Consider the following 16179-nt stretch of genomic DNA (forward strand, 5'->3'; position numbering starts at 1 on the left):
TGGGAACGACGGGTCCTAGGGCACGTGCCGGCGCGCGCGCAGGGCCAGGCTCAACGCCAGCACGGTCTGCGGGTCGTCGAGGTCGGTGCCCAGCAACTCCCCGATCCGCGCCAGCCGGTTGTACAGCGTCTGCCGGTTGAGGTGCAGCTCGCGGGCCGTCTCCGCCTTGCGGCCGGCGTGCGCCAGATAGGTCTCCAGGGTCGGCAGCAGCGGCGGCTTGGAGCGGTGGTCGTGATCGCGCAGCGGGCCGATCGCGCGGTCCACGAAGGCCGCGAGGTCCGGGTGCTCGCGCAGCCGCCACAGCAGCAGGTCGATGTCGAGGCGCCGGGCGTCGTACCAGGGCCGGTCGGTCAGGCCCTGGGCCGCCGTCGCCGTCTCCGCCGCGTGCCGGAGCCCCGCCGAGGCCGCCGCCCAGCCCCCGGCCACCCCGACGACCACCACCGGCGGCGGCGAGCCCGGCCGGAGCATCCCGGCCCGCTCCACCCCCGCCCGCAGCGCCGCCGCCACCCGGTCGGCGACCGCCGCCCGCTCCGACTCCGAACGCATCCCCAGCAGCACCAGCACCCGGCCCTCGACCGGCCGCACCCCGAGCAGCACCGGCACGCCCACCGCGGCCAGCTCCTCGGAGACCGCCCGGGCCAGCACCGCCCAGCCCCCGCCGGGGGAGATGCCGTCACCGATCCGCATCACCACCGGCAGCAGCGGGCCGGTGCCGGGCTTGAAACCGAGGACCCGGGCCTGCGCCGGGGCGTCCTCCGCCACGATCCGGCCCTCGGCGAGGTCGGTGAGGAAGTCACCGCGCCCGCGCGCCGCCAGCTCCTCCTCCTGCCGGGCCTGCATCAGCACCACGGCCAGGATGCCCGCGGCCCGTTCGGCGGCGATCCGGTGCACCGGGGACAGCGGGGAGCGCACCGGCAGCAGCACCAGCCGGGCCCGCACCGAACCCGCCGTACCGGGTCCGCCGCCCGGCACGTCCACCAGCACCGAACCGGCGGGCGGCGGGGACTCCTTGTGCGGACCGCGCAGCCCCTCCCAGACCTGGAGCGGGTCGGCGCCCTGCGGTCCGGCACCGGCGGCGTACAGCAGCCGGCCGTCGGCCGTCTCCAGGAACACCGGGTTGTCGCCGAAGTCCGCCAGGATGCCCAGCACCTGCGGCACCCCGCCGCCGCCCAGCAGCGCCTCGGTGCAGCGCCGGTGCACCTCCTCCGCGCGCTGGAGCAGCGCGTAGTGGCCATTGACGATCTCGGTGTGGATCTCCTCGGTCACCGTCACGAAGGGCACCTCGCGGTGCAGCTGGACCAGCGGCAGACCGGCCGCCCGGGCCGTGTCCACGAGGGCGGCCGGCAGCATGGCGAAGCGCGGGCCCAGCTCCACCACCAGGGCGGCGATCCCCCGCTCGGCCAGGGTCCGGACGAACGCCCGCTGCTCGGCCGGCCGGGTGCCCAGGCCGTAGCCGGTGGTGAGCAGCAGCTCGCCGCCCTTGAGCAGCGAGGCGATGTTCGGGACCTCGCCCGCGTGCACCCAGCGCACGGTACGGCCGAGCCGGTCGGCGCCCGCCAGGACCTCGGGCAGCCCGCTGCGCAGTCCGGGCAGCTCCAGCGCCCGCTGCACGGTGATGCCGGCGCCCTGGGTGTCGAATCGGTGGTCCGTACGGCTGTCCATGCAGCGGACGCTACCTGCGGCGACGTCCTCAGGACAGCTCCCGCCTACAAGGGCCGGATGTTGTGGTTGAAGCGGAAGACGTTGTCGGGGTCGTAGCGCCGCTTCACCTTCTCCAGGCGCAGCAGGTTCCCCTCGCCCAGGCCCGCCCGGACCCGCTCGGGGCCCTCGTCGCCGACGAGGGTGAGGGGGACGGCGTCCGTGCTCCAGGGGCGTACGCCGGCGCAGGCGTCCCGCACCCAGGCGAGGGCCCGCTCGTCGTCGGCCGGGTCCGCCCAGCAGGCGAAGGGGTGCACGATCCAGGCTGCCCGCTGGTACGGCAGCGGATGGCCTGCGGCGGCGACCGCTCCGCCGAGCGGCAGCAGCACGAGCCGGGAACCCGGCGTCGGCAGGTCCGCCGCCAGGGCGCGGACGGCGTCCACGGCCGCGTCGGGCAGACCGGTCAGGCACCGGGCCGACCAGTGGGCCCGCGTCCCCCCGGGCGGGTACAGCAGTCCCAGAGCCCGGGCCCCGCCCACCTCCGCCTCGTGCGGGAGCGCCGTGAGCGGCCCGGCCAGCGCGCGCAGTTCCGCCTCGCCGCCCGCGTACGTCACCAGCGCGGCGCACCTCGGCGCGGGCCGCCCGGACAGGTACAGCACCGCCCCGCCCGCCTCGTCCGGGCCGGCGCCGACGACCTCGCGGAACGCGCGTACCGCGGCCGGGCCGGACTCCGGCCGGTACAGCACGGCGAGGGCGGCGAGCCGGGGCAGCTCGTGCAGCGCCAGGGTCAGCGCGGTGGCGACGCCGAAGTTGCCGCCTCCGCCGTGCAGCGCCCGGAACAGCTCCGGGTTCTCGTCGGCGCTGGCGTGCACCCGCTCGGCGTCGGCGGTCACCAGTTCCACCCCGACGAGATGGTCCGCGGCGGGTCCGACGGCGCGGTCCAGCGGGCCGGTGCCGCCGCCCAGGACACAGCCGGCGACCCCGACGCCCGGGGCCCGGCCGACGGTCGCCGCGAGGCCGTACGGCAGCGTGGCCCGGTCGAGCCGCCCCACCGTCGTCCCGCCGCCCACCCGGGCCGCCTCGGCCGCCGGGTCGACCGTCACCTCGTGCAGCCGGCGCAGGTCCACCTCCAGCGCGCCGTCCACCGAGGTGCCCGCCAGGCCCAGTCCGCCGCCGCGCACCGCGATGTGCAGGTCCAGCTCGCGCGCGAAGCGCACGGCCCGCACCACATCCGTCCCGTGCGCGCACCGGGCGATCACGGCCGGACGCCGGTCGGTCCTGGCGTTGGGGACGGCCCGCGCGCCGTCGTACCCGGGGTCCCCCGGGGCGAACACCTCGCCGGCCAGTTCCGCGCGGAGCGCCGCGAGGGCGATGTGCGCCTTGGAAGCCATGGCCGCCCCCTTGCCGGGCCGTGCAGCGGAGGTCCGGCTCCCAGCCTAGGCCGGGGCGGCCGGACTAGCCGCCGTAGGCCCCCGAGGCCGTCAGACGCAGGGCCGTGTCGATCAGCGGGACGTGGCTGAACGCCTGCGGGAAGTTGCCCACCTGGCGCTTCAGGCGCGGGTCCCACTCCTCGGCGAGCAGACCGAGGTCGTTGCGCAGCGCGAGCAGCTTCTCGAACAGCTTGCGGGCCTCGTCCACCCGGCCGATCATCGCCAGGTCGTCCGCCATCCAGAACGAGCAGGCCAGGAAGGCGCCCTCGTCGCCCGGCAGGCCGTCGACACCTGCGTGGTCGCCCTCCGTCGGGTAGCGCAGGATGAACCCGTCCGAGGTGGACAGCTCGCGCTGGATGGCCTCGATGGTGCCGATCACCCGCTTGTCGTCCGGCGGCAGGAAGCCCATCTGCGGGATGAGCAGCAGCGAGGCGTCCAGTTCCTGCGAGCCGTACGACTGGGTGAAGGTGTTGCGCTCCTTGTCGTAGCCCTTCTCGCACACGTCCCGGTGGATGTCGTCGCGCAGTTCCTTCCAGCGCTCCAGCGGGCCGTCCGCGCCGCCGGACTCGATCAGCTTGATCGTGCGGTCCACCGCGACCCAGGCCATCACCTTGGAGTGCACGAAGTGCCGGCGCGGGCCGCGCACCTCCCAGATGCCCTCGTCCGGCTCCTGCCAGTGGTCCTCCAGGTAGCGGATCAGCTTCAGCTGGAGCAGCGAGGCGTAGTCGTTGCGGGCCAGGCCCGTCATGTGGCCCAGGTGCAGGGCCTCGGTGACCTCGCCGTACACGTCCAGCTGGAGCTGGTGCGCGGCGCCGTTGCCGACCCGGACCGGGGCGGAGTCCTCGTAGCCCGGCAGCCAGTCCAGCTCCGCCTCGCCCAGCTCGCGCTCGCCGGCGATGCCGTACATGATCTGCAGGTTCTCCGGGTCGCCGGCGACCGCGCGCAGCAGCCACTCGCGCCAGGCGCGGGCCTCCTCGCGGTAGCCGGTGCGCAGCAGCGAGGACAGGGTGATCGCCGCGTCCCGCAGCCAGGTGTAGCGGTAGTCCCAGTTGCGCACGCCCCCGATGTCCTCCGGGAGGGAGGTGGTGGGGGCGGCGACGATGCCGCCGGTCGGGGCGTACGTCAGCGCCTTCAGGGTGATCAGCGAGCGGATCACCGCCTCGCGGTACGGCCCGTGGTACGTACAGTGCTCGACCCACTCGCGCCAGAAGTCCTCCGTCGCCTCCAGGGACGTCTCGGGCTCCGGCAGCGGCGGCGGCTCCTTGTGCGAGGGCTGCCACGAGATCGTGAACGCGATCCGGTCACCGGGGGCGACCGTGAAGTCGGCGTACGTGGTGAGCGCCTTGCCGTAGGTCTCCGCCTCGGTGTCGAACCACACCGAGTCCGGCCCGGCGACGGCCACCGTACGGCCCTCGTGCTTGTGCACCCACGGCACCACCCGGCCGTAGGAGAAGCGCATCCTGAGGGCCGAGCGCATCGGCACCCGGCCGGTGACCCCCTCCACGATCCGGATCAGCTGCGGGGCGCCGTCACGCGGGGGCATGAAATCGGTCACACGGACCGTGCCGCGCGGGGTGTCCCACTCGGATTCCAGGATCAGCGAGTCGCCGCGGTAGCTGCGCCGGGCGGCCGTGGGCGGCTTGGCGTCGGCGGCGTGCGCCGGGCCGAGCCGCCAGAAGCCGTGCTCCTCGGTGCCCAGCAGGCCGGCGAAGATGGCATGCGAGTCGAAGCGGGGCAGGCACAGCCAGTCCACCGTGCCGTCCCGGCAGACCAGCGCCGCTGTCTGCATGTCTCCGATGAGTGCGTAGTCTTCGATGCGCCCGGCCACGTGCAACTCCAGTCGAACGGCCACGTCACACCCCCGCGCAGGGGGCTGTCGCTAGTGCGGTCAAGGGGTCGTTTTTGTGCGTCGTTGAGCGGTGAAGCAAAGCAGCCCGCCGAGCCCTGAGGCAACACGACAGTCTTTGCTCAACGAACTGCCGCGCTCTCGTTGTTCCGGGTGATGTTGGCGGGGGTGTGCCGTCGTTCCGGCCGGGCTCGGCAGCGAATGTCCGAGCAGGATACGACGCACGTAGATGATGTGCGTGCCGCTCCGGGCAACCCGTGTGGGCCGAACGAGTGAGCACCGGGTGAGAACGGTGTGTCCGCGGCACGTCTCCAGTGACACGAGTGACATGTGTGGCGGCAGCGTGTGGGCGGCCGGGTGCGGAGCGTGCCCGGAAGCCATCCGTGCCAGGCGCTGATACGCTGGTAGCCCGTGGACCGGTGGGAAAAAACCCCCGAACCGCAGCGACGGCACCCCCGGCAGCGCCGGGAGGGACGCCGGACCGCACCCCCCAGACCGCGACCACGGGAGCCCCCTCTTGGCCATGCCGCCCAAAACCACGACGACCAAGCACATCTTCGTCACCGGGGGTGTCGCCTCCTCGCTCGGCAAGGGTCTGACCGCCTCCAGCCTGGGCATGCTGCTCAAGGCACGGGGCCTGCGGGTCGTGATGCAGAAGCTCGACCCGTATCTGAACGTCGACCCGGGCACGATGAACCCCTTCCAGCACGGTGAGGTGTTCGTCACCAACGACGGCGCCGAGACCGACCTGGACATCGGCCACTACGAGCGGTTCCTCGACCGCGACCTGGACGGCACCGCCAACGTCACCACCGGTCAGGTCTACTCGACCGTGATCGCCAAGGAGCGGCGCGGCGAGTACCTGGGCGACACGGTGCAGGTCATTCCGCACATCACCAACGAGATCAAGCACCGCATCCGCCGCATGGCCACCGACGAGGTCGACGTGGTCATCACCGAGGTCGGCGGCACGGTGGGCGACATCGAGTCGCTGCCGTTCCTGGAGACCGTCCGCCAGGTCCGCCACGAGGTCGGCCGGGACAACGTCTTCGTGGTGCACATCTCGCTGCTGCCCTACATCGGCCCCTCGGGTGAGCTGAAGACCAAGCCGACCCAGCACTCGGTGGCCGCCCTGCGCAACATCGGCATCCAGCCGGACGCGATCGTGCTGCGCTGCGACCGCGAGGTCCCCACCGCGATCAAGCGGAAGATCTCCCTGATGTGCGACGTCGACGAGGCCGCCGTGGTCGCCTGCCCCGACGCCCGCTCGATCTACGACATCCCCAAGGTCGTGCACGCCGAGGGCCTGGACGCCTACGTGGTCCGCAAGCTCGACCTGCCGTTCCGGGACGTGGACTGGACGACCTGGGACGACCTGCTGGACCGCGTCCACAACCCCGACCACGAGGTCACCCTGGCCCTGGTCGGCAAGTACATCGACCTGCCCGACGCCTACCTCTCGGTCACCGAGGCCCTGCGCGCCGGCGGGTTCGCCAACCGTGCCCGCGTGAAGATCAAGTGGGTGACCTCCGACGACTGCAAGACCCCGGCCGGCGCCCAGGCCCAGCTCGCGGACGTGGACGGCATCTGCATCCCCGGCGGCTTCGGCGAGCGCGGGGTGAACGGCAAGGTCGGCGCCATCCGGTACGCCCGCGAGAACAAGATCCCGCTGCTCGGCCTCTGCCTGGGCCTGCAGTGCATCGTGGTCGAGGCCGCGCGGAACCTGGCCGACATCCCGGACGCCAACTCCACCGAGTTCGACCCCGCCACCGCCCACCCGGTGATCTCCACCATGGCCGAGCAGATGGACATCGTCGCCGGCGAGGGCGACCTGGGCGGCACGATGAGGCTGGGCATGTACCCGGCCAAGCTCGCCGAGGGCTCCATCGTCCGCGAGGTCTACGACGGCAAGGAGTACGTCGAGGAGCGGCACCGCCACCGCTACGAGGTCAACAACGCCTACCGCGCGGAGCTGGAGAAGAAGGCCGGGATCGTCTTCTCCGGCACCTCGCCCGACGGCAAGCTCGTGGAGTACGTGGAGTACCCGCGGGACGTCCACCCGTACCTGGTCGCCACGCAGGCGCACCCCGAGCTGCGCTCGCGGCCGACCCGCGCCAACCCGCTGTTCGCCGGTCTGGTGAAGGCCGCGGTCGAGCGGAAGATCTCGAAGTAACACACCAGTTGTACGGTGGCCGGGGTGCATACCTTCGAAAGGTGGGCACCCCGGCTTCTTTCTGCCGGTCGTGCGGAACGTGTGTGGAAGGACAGGGCATGACGATCAAGGACACCCCCGAGGAGTGGGAGATCCGGGCGACGGAGACCCCTTTCACGGGCAACAAGACCTCCGTCCGCACGGACGACGTGGTCATGCCCGACGGCTCGGTGGTCCGCCGTGACTACCAGGTCCACCCCGGATCCGTGGCCGTCCTCGCCCTGGACGAGGAGGACCGGGTCCTGCTGATCAACCAGTACCGCCACCCGGTGCGGCACAAGCTGTGGGAGATCCCGGCCGGCCTGCTGGACGTGCCCGGCGAGAACCCGCTGCACGCCGCCCAGCGCGAGCTGTACGAGGAGGCGCACGTCAAGGCCGAGGACTGGCGGGTGCTGACCGACGTGTACACCACACCCGGCGGCTGCGACGAGGCCGTACGGGTCTTCCTGGCCCGCGGCCTGTCCGACGCGGAGGGCGAGCGCTTCGCGGCGGAGCACGAGGAGACCGACATGGAGCACGCACGCGTGCCGGTCGATGAGCTGGTGCGCCGGGTACTGGCCGGGGACGTGCACAACAACTGCCTGGTCGTCGGGGTCCTGTCCCTGGTGGCGGCGCGGACCGGGGACGGCCTGGACGCGCTGCGGCCGGCGGACGCGCCGTGGCCGGCGCGCCCCTTCGCTGCCTGAGACGGGCACGGCCCCCGGGCCCGCACCCGTCCGGGTCACTGGTGTGACGATCGCCTGATCCGATCGGGCGATCCGTCCGCCGCGCTCCTCCCGGAACGTCGCAGAGCGTGAACTAGGCTCTTCAACGCCCGTACCGGAAGACACCGGCGGGCTTGCGCGTGCGGTGGGACGGGAGTGTGGCCCGTGACGGATCAGGCGGTGGACCCAGACGGTGCGGAGCTGTCCGCACACCCGGCCACGACGGACCGTTTCCTGGGCCGTAGCCGGGAGTTGAAGGAGCTGCGCGCCGACATCGCGCGCGCGGGACTGGACACCCTCTCCGGCCGCAAGGCCCCCCGCGCGCGCGTGCTCCTCATCGCCGGCCGCCCCGGCTCCGGCCGCACCCGGCTCGCCGAGGAACTCGTCCGGCTGGTCGCCGACCGTTACCCCGACGGGGTGCTGCGGGCCCGGCTGAGCGAGCCCGGCGGCACGCCGGTCCCCGTCGAACAGGCCGCCCGCGACCTGCTGGCCGGGCTGGGGCTGCCCGCCCCCGCCGGAGCCGCCGAGGAGGAGCTGGCCGCGGCCCTGCGCGCGGCCCTCACCGGCCGGCGGATGCTCCTCCTGCTGGACGACGCGGCCGGCGCCGACCAGGTCGACGCGCTGCTTCCGGACGCCCCGGACTGCCTGGTGGTGGCCGTCTCCCAGGGCCCGCTCACCGGCATCGCGGACGTCCGTCCCTGCACGCTCGGCGGGCTCGACACCAAGTCCGCGCTGGAACTGCTCACCGGCTACACCGGCTCGGTCCGCATCACCGTCGACCCGCGCTCCGCCGAGAGCCTCGTCGAGGGGTGCCAGGGCCACCCGGCCGCACTGGTGCTGGCCGGCGGCTGGCTCGCCGCCCGCCCCCAGGCCGCCGTCTCCGACCTGGCCAAACGGCTGCACACGGAGACCGAGGCGGGCGCGGACGCCACCCCGCTCTCCCGCGTCTTCCGGCTCGTGTACGAGCAGCTGCCCGCCCCGGCCGCCCGGACCCTGCGGCTGCTGTGCCTCGCCCCGGCCGGCCTGGTCGACCCGCACACCGCCTCGGCGCTGGCCGGCTGCTCGGTCGACGCGGCCCGCACCACCCTGGACGACCTGGTCGCCCTCGGCCTGCTGCGCGCGGTGGCCTCCCCGCTGCCCCAGTACGAGGTCCCCGGCTGTCTGCACCCGCTGCTGCGCGCCCTCGCCGAGAGCCAGGAGCGGCCCGCCGAGCTCCAGCTGGCCCGGGCCCGGATGCTGGAGCGGACGGTACGGCTGCTCCAGTCCTGCCGGGCGATCACCGAGACGGACAGCCCGCAGGCCCGCGAGAAGCTGAGCGGCCTGCCGCCCGCGCTGCGCTTCCCCACCCCGCGGGCCGCCGCGGACTGGCTGCGTATCCGGCGGCCCGCCCTGCTGGCCTCCACACGCCTGGCGGTGGCCGACGGCGAGCTCGACACCCTCGCCCGCCGGCTGATGTCCCAGCTGGTCAGGGCCCTGGCGGCGCATGTCGGCACGCAGGCCGCCGCGCCCGACCTGTACGGCGTGCACGGCCTGGTGCTGGATGTCGCCGAGCGGCGCGGGCTGCCCCGGGAGAAGGCCGCGGCCCTGCTGAACCTGGGCGATCTGGACGCGCAGACCGGCCGCACCCGGGAGGCGCTGGCCCGCTACCGGGCCGCGCTGGACGCCGGACGCGAGGCGAACGACCCGTACGCGACGGGCCGCGCGATGGAATCCGTAGGCGGCGCCTACCAGGAGCTGGGCGATCACGACCGGGCCGCGGACTGGTTCGGCCGGGCGCTGGCCGACCGGCTGGCCCGGGGGGAGCACCCGGAGGCCGCCCGGCTGTACGGCCGCATCGGCACCGCCCACACCTACGCGGGGCGCTACGGCGAGGCGCTCAGGAACTGGCGGGCGGCCCTCGCCGGGTACCGCAGGAGCGGTGATGTCGCCGCCAGCGCGCGGGCGTTGAGCGAGATCGCCCGGGTGCAGGAGTACGCGGGGCGGCCCGAGGAGTCGCTGCGCACCTGCCAGGAGGCGGTGGAGTGGGCGCGGCGCGCCGAGGACGTCCGGTTGCAGGCCGCGGTGCAGCTGCGCCTCGCCGACACCCTGGACCGGCTCGGCGACCCGGCCGCGGCCCGCCTGCACCGCGCCGCGGCGGAGCGCATGCTGGGTGAGAAGCCCCCGGAGGACGACGCAAGGCCGGAACAAGCCGCTAACGCCTGCGAAATCCGTACCGCATCCAGCGAAGATTGATGCAATGGAAGGCTAGACAGCCGGAACACCTTCATTAGACTGGCTCTGCCGCACGTTCTCCAGCGGTGTCTCCCGGTATGCCCCCGCATGTCTGGGTACGTCTGTAATGCACCCCCATACCCTCTGAGCCAAGGACCGTGATCGACGTGAAGGTCGGCATCCCCCGCGAGGTCAAGAACAACGAGTTCCGGGTGGCCATCACCCCCGCCGGCGTGCACGAGCTGGTGCGCAACGGCCACCAGGTCGTCATCGAGCGCGGCGCCGGCCTCGGCTCCTCGATCACGGACGAGGAGTACGTCTCCGCCGGTGCCGCCCTGCTCGACACCGCCGACGAGGTGTGGGCCGCCGCCGACCTGCTGCTGAAGGTCAAGGAGCCCATCGCGGAGGAGTACCACCGCCTCCGCAAGGACCAGATCCTCTTCACCTACCTGCACCTGGCCGCCTCCAAGGAGTGCACGGACGCGCTGCTGGAGTCGGGCACCACGGCCATCGCCTACGAGACCGTCGAGCTGCCGAGCCGCGCGCTGCCGCTGCTCGCCCCGATGTCCGAGGTCGCCGGTCGGCTGGCCCCGCAGGTCGGCGCCTATCACCTGATGCGCGCGGCCGGCGGCCGCGGCGTGCTGCCGGGCGGCGTGCCGGGCGTGACCCCGGCCAAGGCCGTGGTCATCGGCGGCGGTGTCTCCGGCTGGAACGCCACCCAGGTCGCCGTCGGCATGGGCTTCGAGGTGACGCTGCTCGACCGCGACATCAACAAGCTGCGCGAGGCCGACCGGATCTTCGGCACGAAGGTCAAGGCGATCATGTCCAACTCCTTCGAGCTGGAGAAGGCCGTCCTCGACGCCGACCTCGTCATCGGCGCGGTCCTCATCCCGGGTGCCAAGGCCCCGAAGCTGGTCACCAACGAGCTGGTCGCCCGCATGAAGCCGGGAAGTGTCCTTGTCGACATCGCCATCGACCAGGGCGGCTGCTTCGAGGACTCCCACCCGACGACCCACGCCGAGCCGACCTTCCAGGTGCACAACTCGGTCTTCTACTGCGTGGCCAACATGCCGGGCGCGGTGCCGAACACCTCCACCAACGCCCTCACCAACGCGACGATGCCGTACATCGTCTCGCTCGCCAACAACGGCTGGGTGGAGGCGCTGCGCCGCGACGCCGCGCTCGCCAAGGGTCTCAACACCCATGACGGCAAGGTCGTTTACAAGGAGGTCGCCGAGGCCCACGGCCTGGAGCACGTCGAGCTGGACTCGCTGCTCGGCTGACCCAAAAGGCGATTCGTCAACACGGCTCGTCAACTATGAGCGCCCGGCCGGACCTTGCCCGACAAGGTCCGGCCGGATGTGTGTATGGTCACTTTGCGGCTCTCGGTCAACTCGCCTCGAACGTAACCCTTCGACCGATTCGCACACCGGTGAAACCTGCTGTGCGACGGCCCTACGCCCTTGACAGCGAGATGTTTCATTGCCGACACATCCTGCCGGGTCCGGCGGATTGTGTTGCTGCGAACCGCCGACACGCCATAGAGTCGCCAACCGTCGGCATGGTGTCACGCTGACCTTGTCTAGAAGTTTCCTGGTCACCAAGGAGGTAAGACGACTTGTGAATGAGTCGACATTTTCTCCCGGGGGTGGTCAACCAGGAATGCCTGCACGGGGCCAGGGCCCCGCGGGTTCCGAGGCTGTCGGCTCCGTCGCTGTGCGCACCTTCGCAGCCCACCAGAGTTCCGGTCCGCACGTGGCCCGGACAGCACACCAGAGCATGGATGGCCATCACGTGAACGCCATGGCCGGCGACGGAAGTGGCGCGCCCCACAACCACTTCGCCGACTACGACGAACTGCCCGAGGGGCACTTCTACGACCCCGACGCCGAGTACGAGCCCGATCCCGAGTACGCGGCCACGCTCGCGCCCGACGCGGCCCGCCAGCGCCGCGAGCGCATCGGCCCGACCGGACGCCCGCTGCCGTACTTCCCGATCCCGGGCCCGCTGACCGACCACGGCCCCGCGAAGATCATCGCGATGTGCAACCAGAAGGGCGGCGTCGGCAAGACGACGTCGACCATCAACCTGGGTGCCGCGCTCGCGGAGTACGGCCGGCGTGTGCTGCTCGTGGACTTCGACCCGCAGGGCGCGCTGTCGGTCGGTCTCGGCGTCAATCCCATGGAGCTCGACCTCACCGTCTACAACCTGCTCATGGAGCGGGGCATGTCCGCGGACGAGGTCCTGCTGAAGACGGCGGTCCCCAACATGGACCTGCTGCCCTCCAACATCGACCTGTCGGCCGCCGAGGTCCAGCTGGTCTCCGAGGTCGCGCGCGAGTCGACGCTCCAGCGGGCGCTGAAGCCGCTGCTGCCCGACTACGACTACATCGTGATCGACTGTCAGCCGTCGCTCGGCCTGCTCACCGTCAACGCCCTGACGGCCGCTCACAAGGTGATCGTGCCGCTGGAGTGCGAGTTCTTCGCCCTGCGCGGTGTGGCCCTGCTGACCGAGACCATCGAGAAGGTCCAGGAGCGGCTCAACCCCGAGCTGGAGCTCGACGGCATCCTCGCCACGATGTACGACTCGCGCACCGTGCACAGCCGTGAGGTGCTCGCGCGGGTCGTCGAGGCGTTCGACGACCACGTCTACCACACGGTCATCGGGCGCACCGTCCGCTTCCCGGAGACCACGGTCGCCGGTGAGCCGATCACCACGTACGCCTCCAACTCCGTCGGTGCCGCCGCCTACCGCCAGCTCGCCAGGGAGGTGCTCGCCCGGTGTCACGCCGAGTGAGTCTGCCCGGGGCCGACGAACTGTTCCGCACGACGGGGGGGATGGCGCTGCAGCCGTCCACGCCCCGGCGCGGGACCAACGGTGAGGCCCGGGTGCCGGCTCCCGCGGGGGAGAGCGACGAGATGGCCGCCGCCGAGGACGCACCGCAGTCGGTGCCCGTCCAGAGCGGTGACGGAGAGGGAGCGGAGCACACGGCCGCGGAGGCCGAGCCGGCCGACGCCGGCGAGTCCCGCACCCGCCCGGCGCGCCGGCAGGGGGCGCAGGAAGGTTCTGCCGCCGCGCAGCCGCGCAAGCGCGGGCGGTCGGCGGCCCGGCGGCCCAGCGGCCGCGAGCGGCACGACGAGAAGATCACCGTGTACGTCTCGGCCGAGGAGCTGATGGACCTGGAGCACGCGCGTCTCGTGCTCCGCGGCGAGCACGGGCTCGCGGTGGACCGCGGGCGGATCGTCCGCGAGGCGGTGGCCGTGGTCCTGGCCGACCTGGAGTCCCGCGGGGACGCGAGCATCCTCGTACGCCGGCTGCGCGGGCGGTAGCGGTAGCCTGCGGGGGCTATGACCTCGTACGGAGCCCCTGCCCCCGGCGCACCTGCCGGCCGTCGGCGTGCGCTGGGGCGCGGCCCGGGCACCGCACCGGCCGAGCCGGCCGCCGTACCCGCCGGGGTTCCGGAACCGCCACCCACCGAGGCTCCCGAGCCCGAGCGGCCCGGGCAGCCCGAGCCCGGCGTCGCGCAGAGCGATCCCGCGGCCGAAGCGCCCCCAGAGCCCTCGGAGCCCGAGGATCCGCAGGAGTCCTCCGACGGTGTCTTCAAGGTCCGCCTGTCGAACTTCGAGGGCCCCTTCGACCTGCTCCTCCAGTTGATCTCCCGGCACAAGCTGGACGTCACCGAGGTGGCCCTGTCGAAGGTCACCGACGAGTTCATGGCGCACATCCGGGCCATGGGACCCGACTGGGACCTGGACCAGACCACCGAGTTCCTCGTCGTCGCGGCCACCCTGCTGGACCTCAAGGCCGCCCGGCTGCTGCCCGCCGCCGAGGTGGAGGACGAGGCCGACCTGGCCCTCCTGGAGGCCCGGGACCTGCTGTTCGCGCGGCTGCTCCAGTACCGCGCCTACAAGCGGATCGCCGACATCTTCAACGAGCGGCTCGACGAGGAGGCCCGCCGGTACCCCCGCACCGTCGGCCTCGAACCCGGGCACGCCGAGCTGCTGCCCGAGGTCGTCATCAGCATCGGCCCCGAGGGCTTCGCCCGGCTCGCGGTCAAGGCGATGCAGCCCAGGCCCAGGCCGCAGGTCTACGTCGACCACATCCACGCCCCGCTGGTCAGCGTGCAGGAACAGGCCCGGATCGTGGTCGCCCGACTGCGGGAGCTGGGCGAGGCCAGCTTCCGGGCGCTGGTCGAGGACACCGACGACACCCTCACCGTCGTGGCCAGGTTCCTGGCACTGCTGGAGCTGTACCGCGAGAAGGCCGTCGCCCTGGACCAGGAGACCGCCCTCGGCGATCTGCTGGTCCGCTGGACCGGCGGGGACGGGGACGAGACACCGGTGGTCACGGACGAGTTCGACCGGCCGCCGCAGGTGCCCGAGGAGGAGAACAAGGGGAACAAGGAGGGGAAGCAGGCATGAGCGAGACCGCCGACCTCGACCTCAAGCCCGCCCTGGAGGCGATGCTCATGGTCGTGGACGAGCCCGCGACCGAGGAGCACCTGGCACGGATCCTGGAGCGGCCCCGGCGGCAGATCGCGGACGCCCTGCGCGAGCTGGCCGACGAGTACACCGTGCAGGGCCGGGGCTTCGAGCTGCGCTTCGTGGCCGGCGGCTGGCGCTTCTACACCCGTGCCGGCTACGCGCCGGCCGTCGAGCGGCTGGTCCTGGACGGCCAGACCGCCCGGCTCACCCAGGCGGCACTGGAGACCCTCGCGGTCGTCGCCTACCGCCAGCCGGTCAGCCGCAGCCGCGTCTCCGCCGTGCGCGGAGTGAACTGCGACGGCGTGATGCGCACCCTGCTGCAGCGCGGTCTGGTCGAGGAGGCGGGCGCGGAACCCGAAACAGGTGCGATCCTGTACAGGACGACGAACTACTTCCTGGAGCGGATGGGCCTGCGCGGCCTGGACGAGCTCCCGGAGCTCGCGCCCTTCCTCCCCGAGGCGGAGGCGATCGAGGCCGAGACCCAGGAGGGAGTCCCGTCGTTCGACCCGGACGCGCCCGACGCGCCCGGCGGTCAGGACGCAGACGACTAAGACGGAAACCTTGATGCGAAGCAGCGGCAGCGGCAAGAGCGGCGGGCGCGGTAACTACCGCGGTGCCGGCAACGACAGGGACCAGAAGCAGGGACAGGGAAGGCCCCGCAAGCCCCGCCCCGAGGAGCGCCGCTACGACGTGGGCCCCGGAGCCACCAAGGACGGCCCCAAGGCCGGGCGTGGCGGTGCCGCGCGGGGCGGCGCCAAGGGCGGCCCGAGGCAGCCCCAGCAGGGTGGCCGTACGGCCCCCGCGCGCTCCCGTGAGTACGAGACGCGGGTCGAGGAGCGCAACCGCGAGCGGTACGCGGGCAAGAAGGACGTCCGGCTGCCCAAGACCTTCCCCGGCGCCGAGCAGGAGGGCGAGCGGCTGCAGAAGGTGCTCGCGCGCGCGGGCTACGGCTCCCGGCGGGCCTGCGAGGAGCTGATCGACCAGGCCAGGGTCGAGGTGAACGGCGAGATCGTCACCGAGCAGGGCAAGCGCGTCGACCCGGAGAAGGACGAGGTCAAGGTCGACGGTCTGACGGTCGCGACCCAGTCGTACCAGTTCTTCTCGCTGAACAAGCCCGCGGGCGTGGTGTCCACCATGGAGGACCCGGAGGGCCGGCAGTGCCTCGGTGACTACGTCACCAACCGCGAGACCCGGCTCTTCCACGTCGGCCGGCTGGACACCGAGACCGAGGGCGTCATCCTGCTCACCAACCACGGCGAGCTGGCGCACCGGCTGACCCACCCCAAGTACGGCGTGAAGAAGACGTACCTCGCGGCCATCGTGGGCCCGATCCCGCGCGACCTCGGCAAGCGCCTGAAGGACGGCATCCAGCTGGAGGACGGCTACGCCCGCGCGGACCACTTCCGGGTGGTCGAGCAGACCGGCAAGAACTACCTGGTCGAGGTGACCCTGCACGAGGGCCGCAAGCACATCGTGCGCCGCATGCTGGCGGAGGCGGGCTTCCCGGTGGAGAAGCTGGTGCGCACCGCCTTCGGCCCGATCACCCTGGGCGACCAGAAGTCCGGCTGGCTGCGCCGGCTGTCGAACACCGAGGTCGGCATGCTGATGAAGGAAGTCGAGCTCTAGAAGTCCCTTGCCTTGATCACCATCCCCC

General features: G+C 72.5%; 12 protein-coding genes. 9 read left to right on the forward strand and 3 right to left on the reverse strand.

Annotation, left to right across the window (positions count from 1 at the left end):
• Positions 1 to 15: 15 nt before the first annotated feature.
• The 3 genes from IG05_RS0131035 to IG05_RS0131045 all read right to left on the reverse strand — a co-directional run bounded on the left by IG05_RS0131035 (position 16) and on the right by IG05_RS0131045 (position 4896).
• Positions 16 to 1662, reverse strand: coding sequence for a PucR family transcriptional regulator (locus IG05_RS0131035; RefSeq protein ID WP_030347361.1), 1647 nt, complete (start codon positions 1660 to 1662; stop codon positions 16 to 18).
• Between the two features lie 44 nt (positions 1663 to 1706).
• Positions 1707 to 3029: an FAD-binding oxidoreductase gene (locus tag IG05_RS0131040; RefSeq protein WP_030347362.1), complete on the reverse strand. Its 1323-nt coding sequence runs from the start codon at positions 3027 to 3029 to the stop codon at positions 1707 to 1709.
• Positions 3030 to 3093: 64 nt separating this feature from the next.
• Positions 3094 to 4896 (reverse strand): glycoside hydrolase family 15 protein, encoded by a 1803-nt coding sequence (locus IG05_RS0131045; protein WP_030347363.1) that lies wholly within the window; start codon positions 4894 to 4896, stop codon positions 3094 to 3096.
• A 541-nt stretch (positions 4897 to 5437) separates the two neighbouring features.
• Between IG05_RS0131045 and IG05_RS0131050 the strand changes: the two genes are divergently transcribed.
• The 9 genes from IG05_RS0131050 (at position 5438) to IG05_RS0131090 (ending at position 16151) form a co-directional block, all read left to right on the forward strand.
• Positions 5438 to 7087, forward strand: a complete 1650-nt coding sequence (locus tag IG05_RS0131050) for a CTP synthase (RefSeq protein WP_030347364.1) — start codon at positions 5438 to 5440, stop codon at positions 7085 to 7087.
• A gap of 98 nt (positions 7088 to 7185) precedes the next feature.
• Complete coding sequence (locus tag IG05_RS0131055) at positions 7186 to 7812, forward strand: NUDIX domain-containing protein (protein WP_030347365.1); 627 nt, start codon at positions 7186 to 7188, stop codon at positions 7810 to 7812.
• A 183-nt stretch (positions 7813 to 7995) separates the two neighbouring features.
• Positions 7996 to 10062, forward strand: coding sequence for a tetratricopeptide repeat protein (locus IG05_RS0131060; protein ID WP_030347366.1), 2067 nt, complete (start codon positions 7996 to 7998; stop codon positions 10060 to 10062).
• Between the two features lie 137 nt (positions 10063 to 10199).
• A complete protein-coding gene (gene ald, locus IG05_RS0131065; protein ID WP_030347367.1) occupies positions 10200 to 11324 on the forward strand; it encodes an alanine dehydrogenase in 1125 nt (374 codons plus the stop codon).
• Between the two features lie 379 nt (positions 11325 to 11703).
• Positions 11704 to 12837 carry a ParA family protein gene (locus IG05_RS0131070; RefSeq protein ID WP_078894615.1) on the forward strand — a complete coding sequence of 378 codons (1134 nt, stop codon included), beginning with the start codon at positions 11704 to 11706 and terminating at the stop codon, positions 12835 to 12837.
• Positions 12822 to 13370, forward strand: a complete 549-nt coding sequence (locus tag IG05_RS0131075) for a hypothetical protein (RefSeq protein WP_030347369.1) — start codon at positions 12822 to 12824, stop codon at positions 13368 to 13370. The genes IG05_RS0131070 and IG05_RS0131075 overlap by 16 nt, the downstream gene beginning before the upstream one ends.
• Before the next feature lie 18 nt (positions 13371 to 13388).
• The gene (locus IG05_RS0131080; RefSeq protein WP_030347370.1) at positions 13389 to 14462 is read left to right on the forward strand and encodes a segregation and condensation protein A; all 1074 of its coding nucleotides are present in this window, start codon (positions 13389 to 13391) and stop codon (positions 14460 to 14462) included.
• A complete protein-coding gene (gene scpB / locus IG05_RS0131085) occupies positions 14459 to 15076 on the forward strand; it encodes an SMC-Scp complex subunit ScpB (protein ID WP_030347371.1) in 618 nt (205 codons plus the stop codon). The genes IG05_RS0131080 and scpB overlap by 4 nt, the downstream gene beginning before the upstream one ends.
• 13 nt (positions 15077 to 15089) lie before the next feature.
• Positions 15090 to 16151, forward strand: a complete 1062-nt coding sequence (locus IG05_RS0131090; protein ID WP_030347372.1) for a pseudouridine synthase — start codon at positions 15090 to 15092, stop codon at positions 16149 to 16151.
• Positions 16152 to 16179: the final 28 nt, after the last annotated feature.

It is taken from the genome of Streptomyces sp. NRRL S-1022 (assembly GCF_000720135.1).
Taxonomy (GTDB): domain Bacteria; phylum Actinomycetota; class Actinomycetes; order Streptomycetales; family Streptomycetaceae; genus Streptomyces.

Coding starts and splice junctions, on each gene's coding strand:
- scpB (WP_030347371.1), top strand. CDS start 14,459: ATGAGCGAGACCGCCGACCTCGACCTCAAGCCCGCCCTGGAGGCGATG.
- IG05_RS0131040 (WP_030347362.1), bottom strand. CDS start 3,029: ATGGCTTCCAAGGCGCACATCGCCCTCGCGGCGCTCCGCGCGGAACTG.
- IG05_RS0131055 (WP_030347365.1), top strand. CDS start 7,186: ATGACGATCAAGGACACCCCCGAGGAGTGGGAGATCCGGGCGACGGAG.
- IG05_RS0131090 (WP_030347372.1), top strand. CDS start 15,090: ATGCGAAGCAGCGGCAGCGGCAAGAGCGGCGGGCGCGGTAACTACCGC.
- IG05_RS0131070 (WP_078894615.1), top strand. CDS start 11,704: ATGCCTGCACGGGGCCAGGGCCCCGCGGGTTCCGAGGCTGTCGGCTCC.
- IG05_RS0131050 (WP_030347364.1), top strand. CDS start 5,438: ATGCCGCCCAAAACCACGACGACCAAGCACATCTTCGTCACCGGGGGT.
- IG05_RS0131080 (WP_030347370.1), top strand. CDS start 13,389: ATGACCTCGTACGGAGCCCCTGCCCCCGGCGCACCTGCCGGCCGTCGG.
- IG05_RS0131035 (WP_030347361.1), bottom strand. CDS start 1,662: ATGGACAGCCGTACGGACCACCGATTCGACACCCAGGGCGCCGGCATC.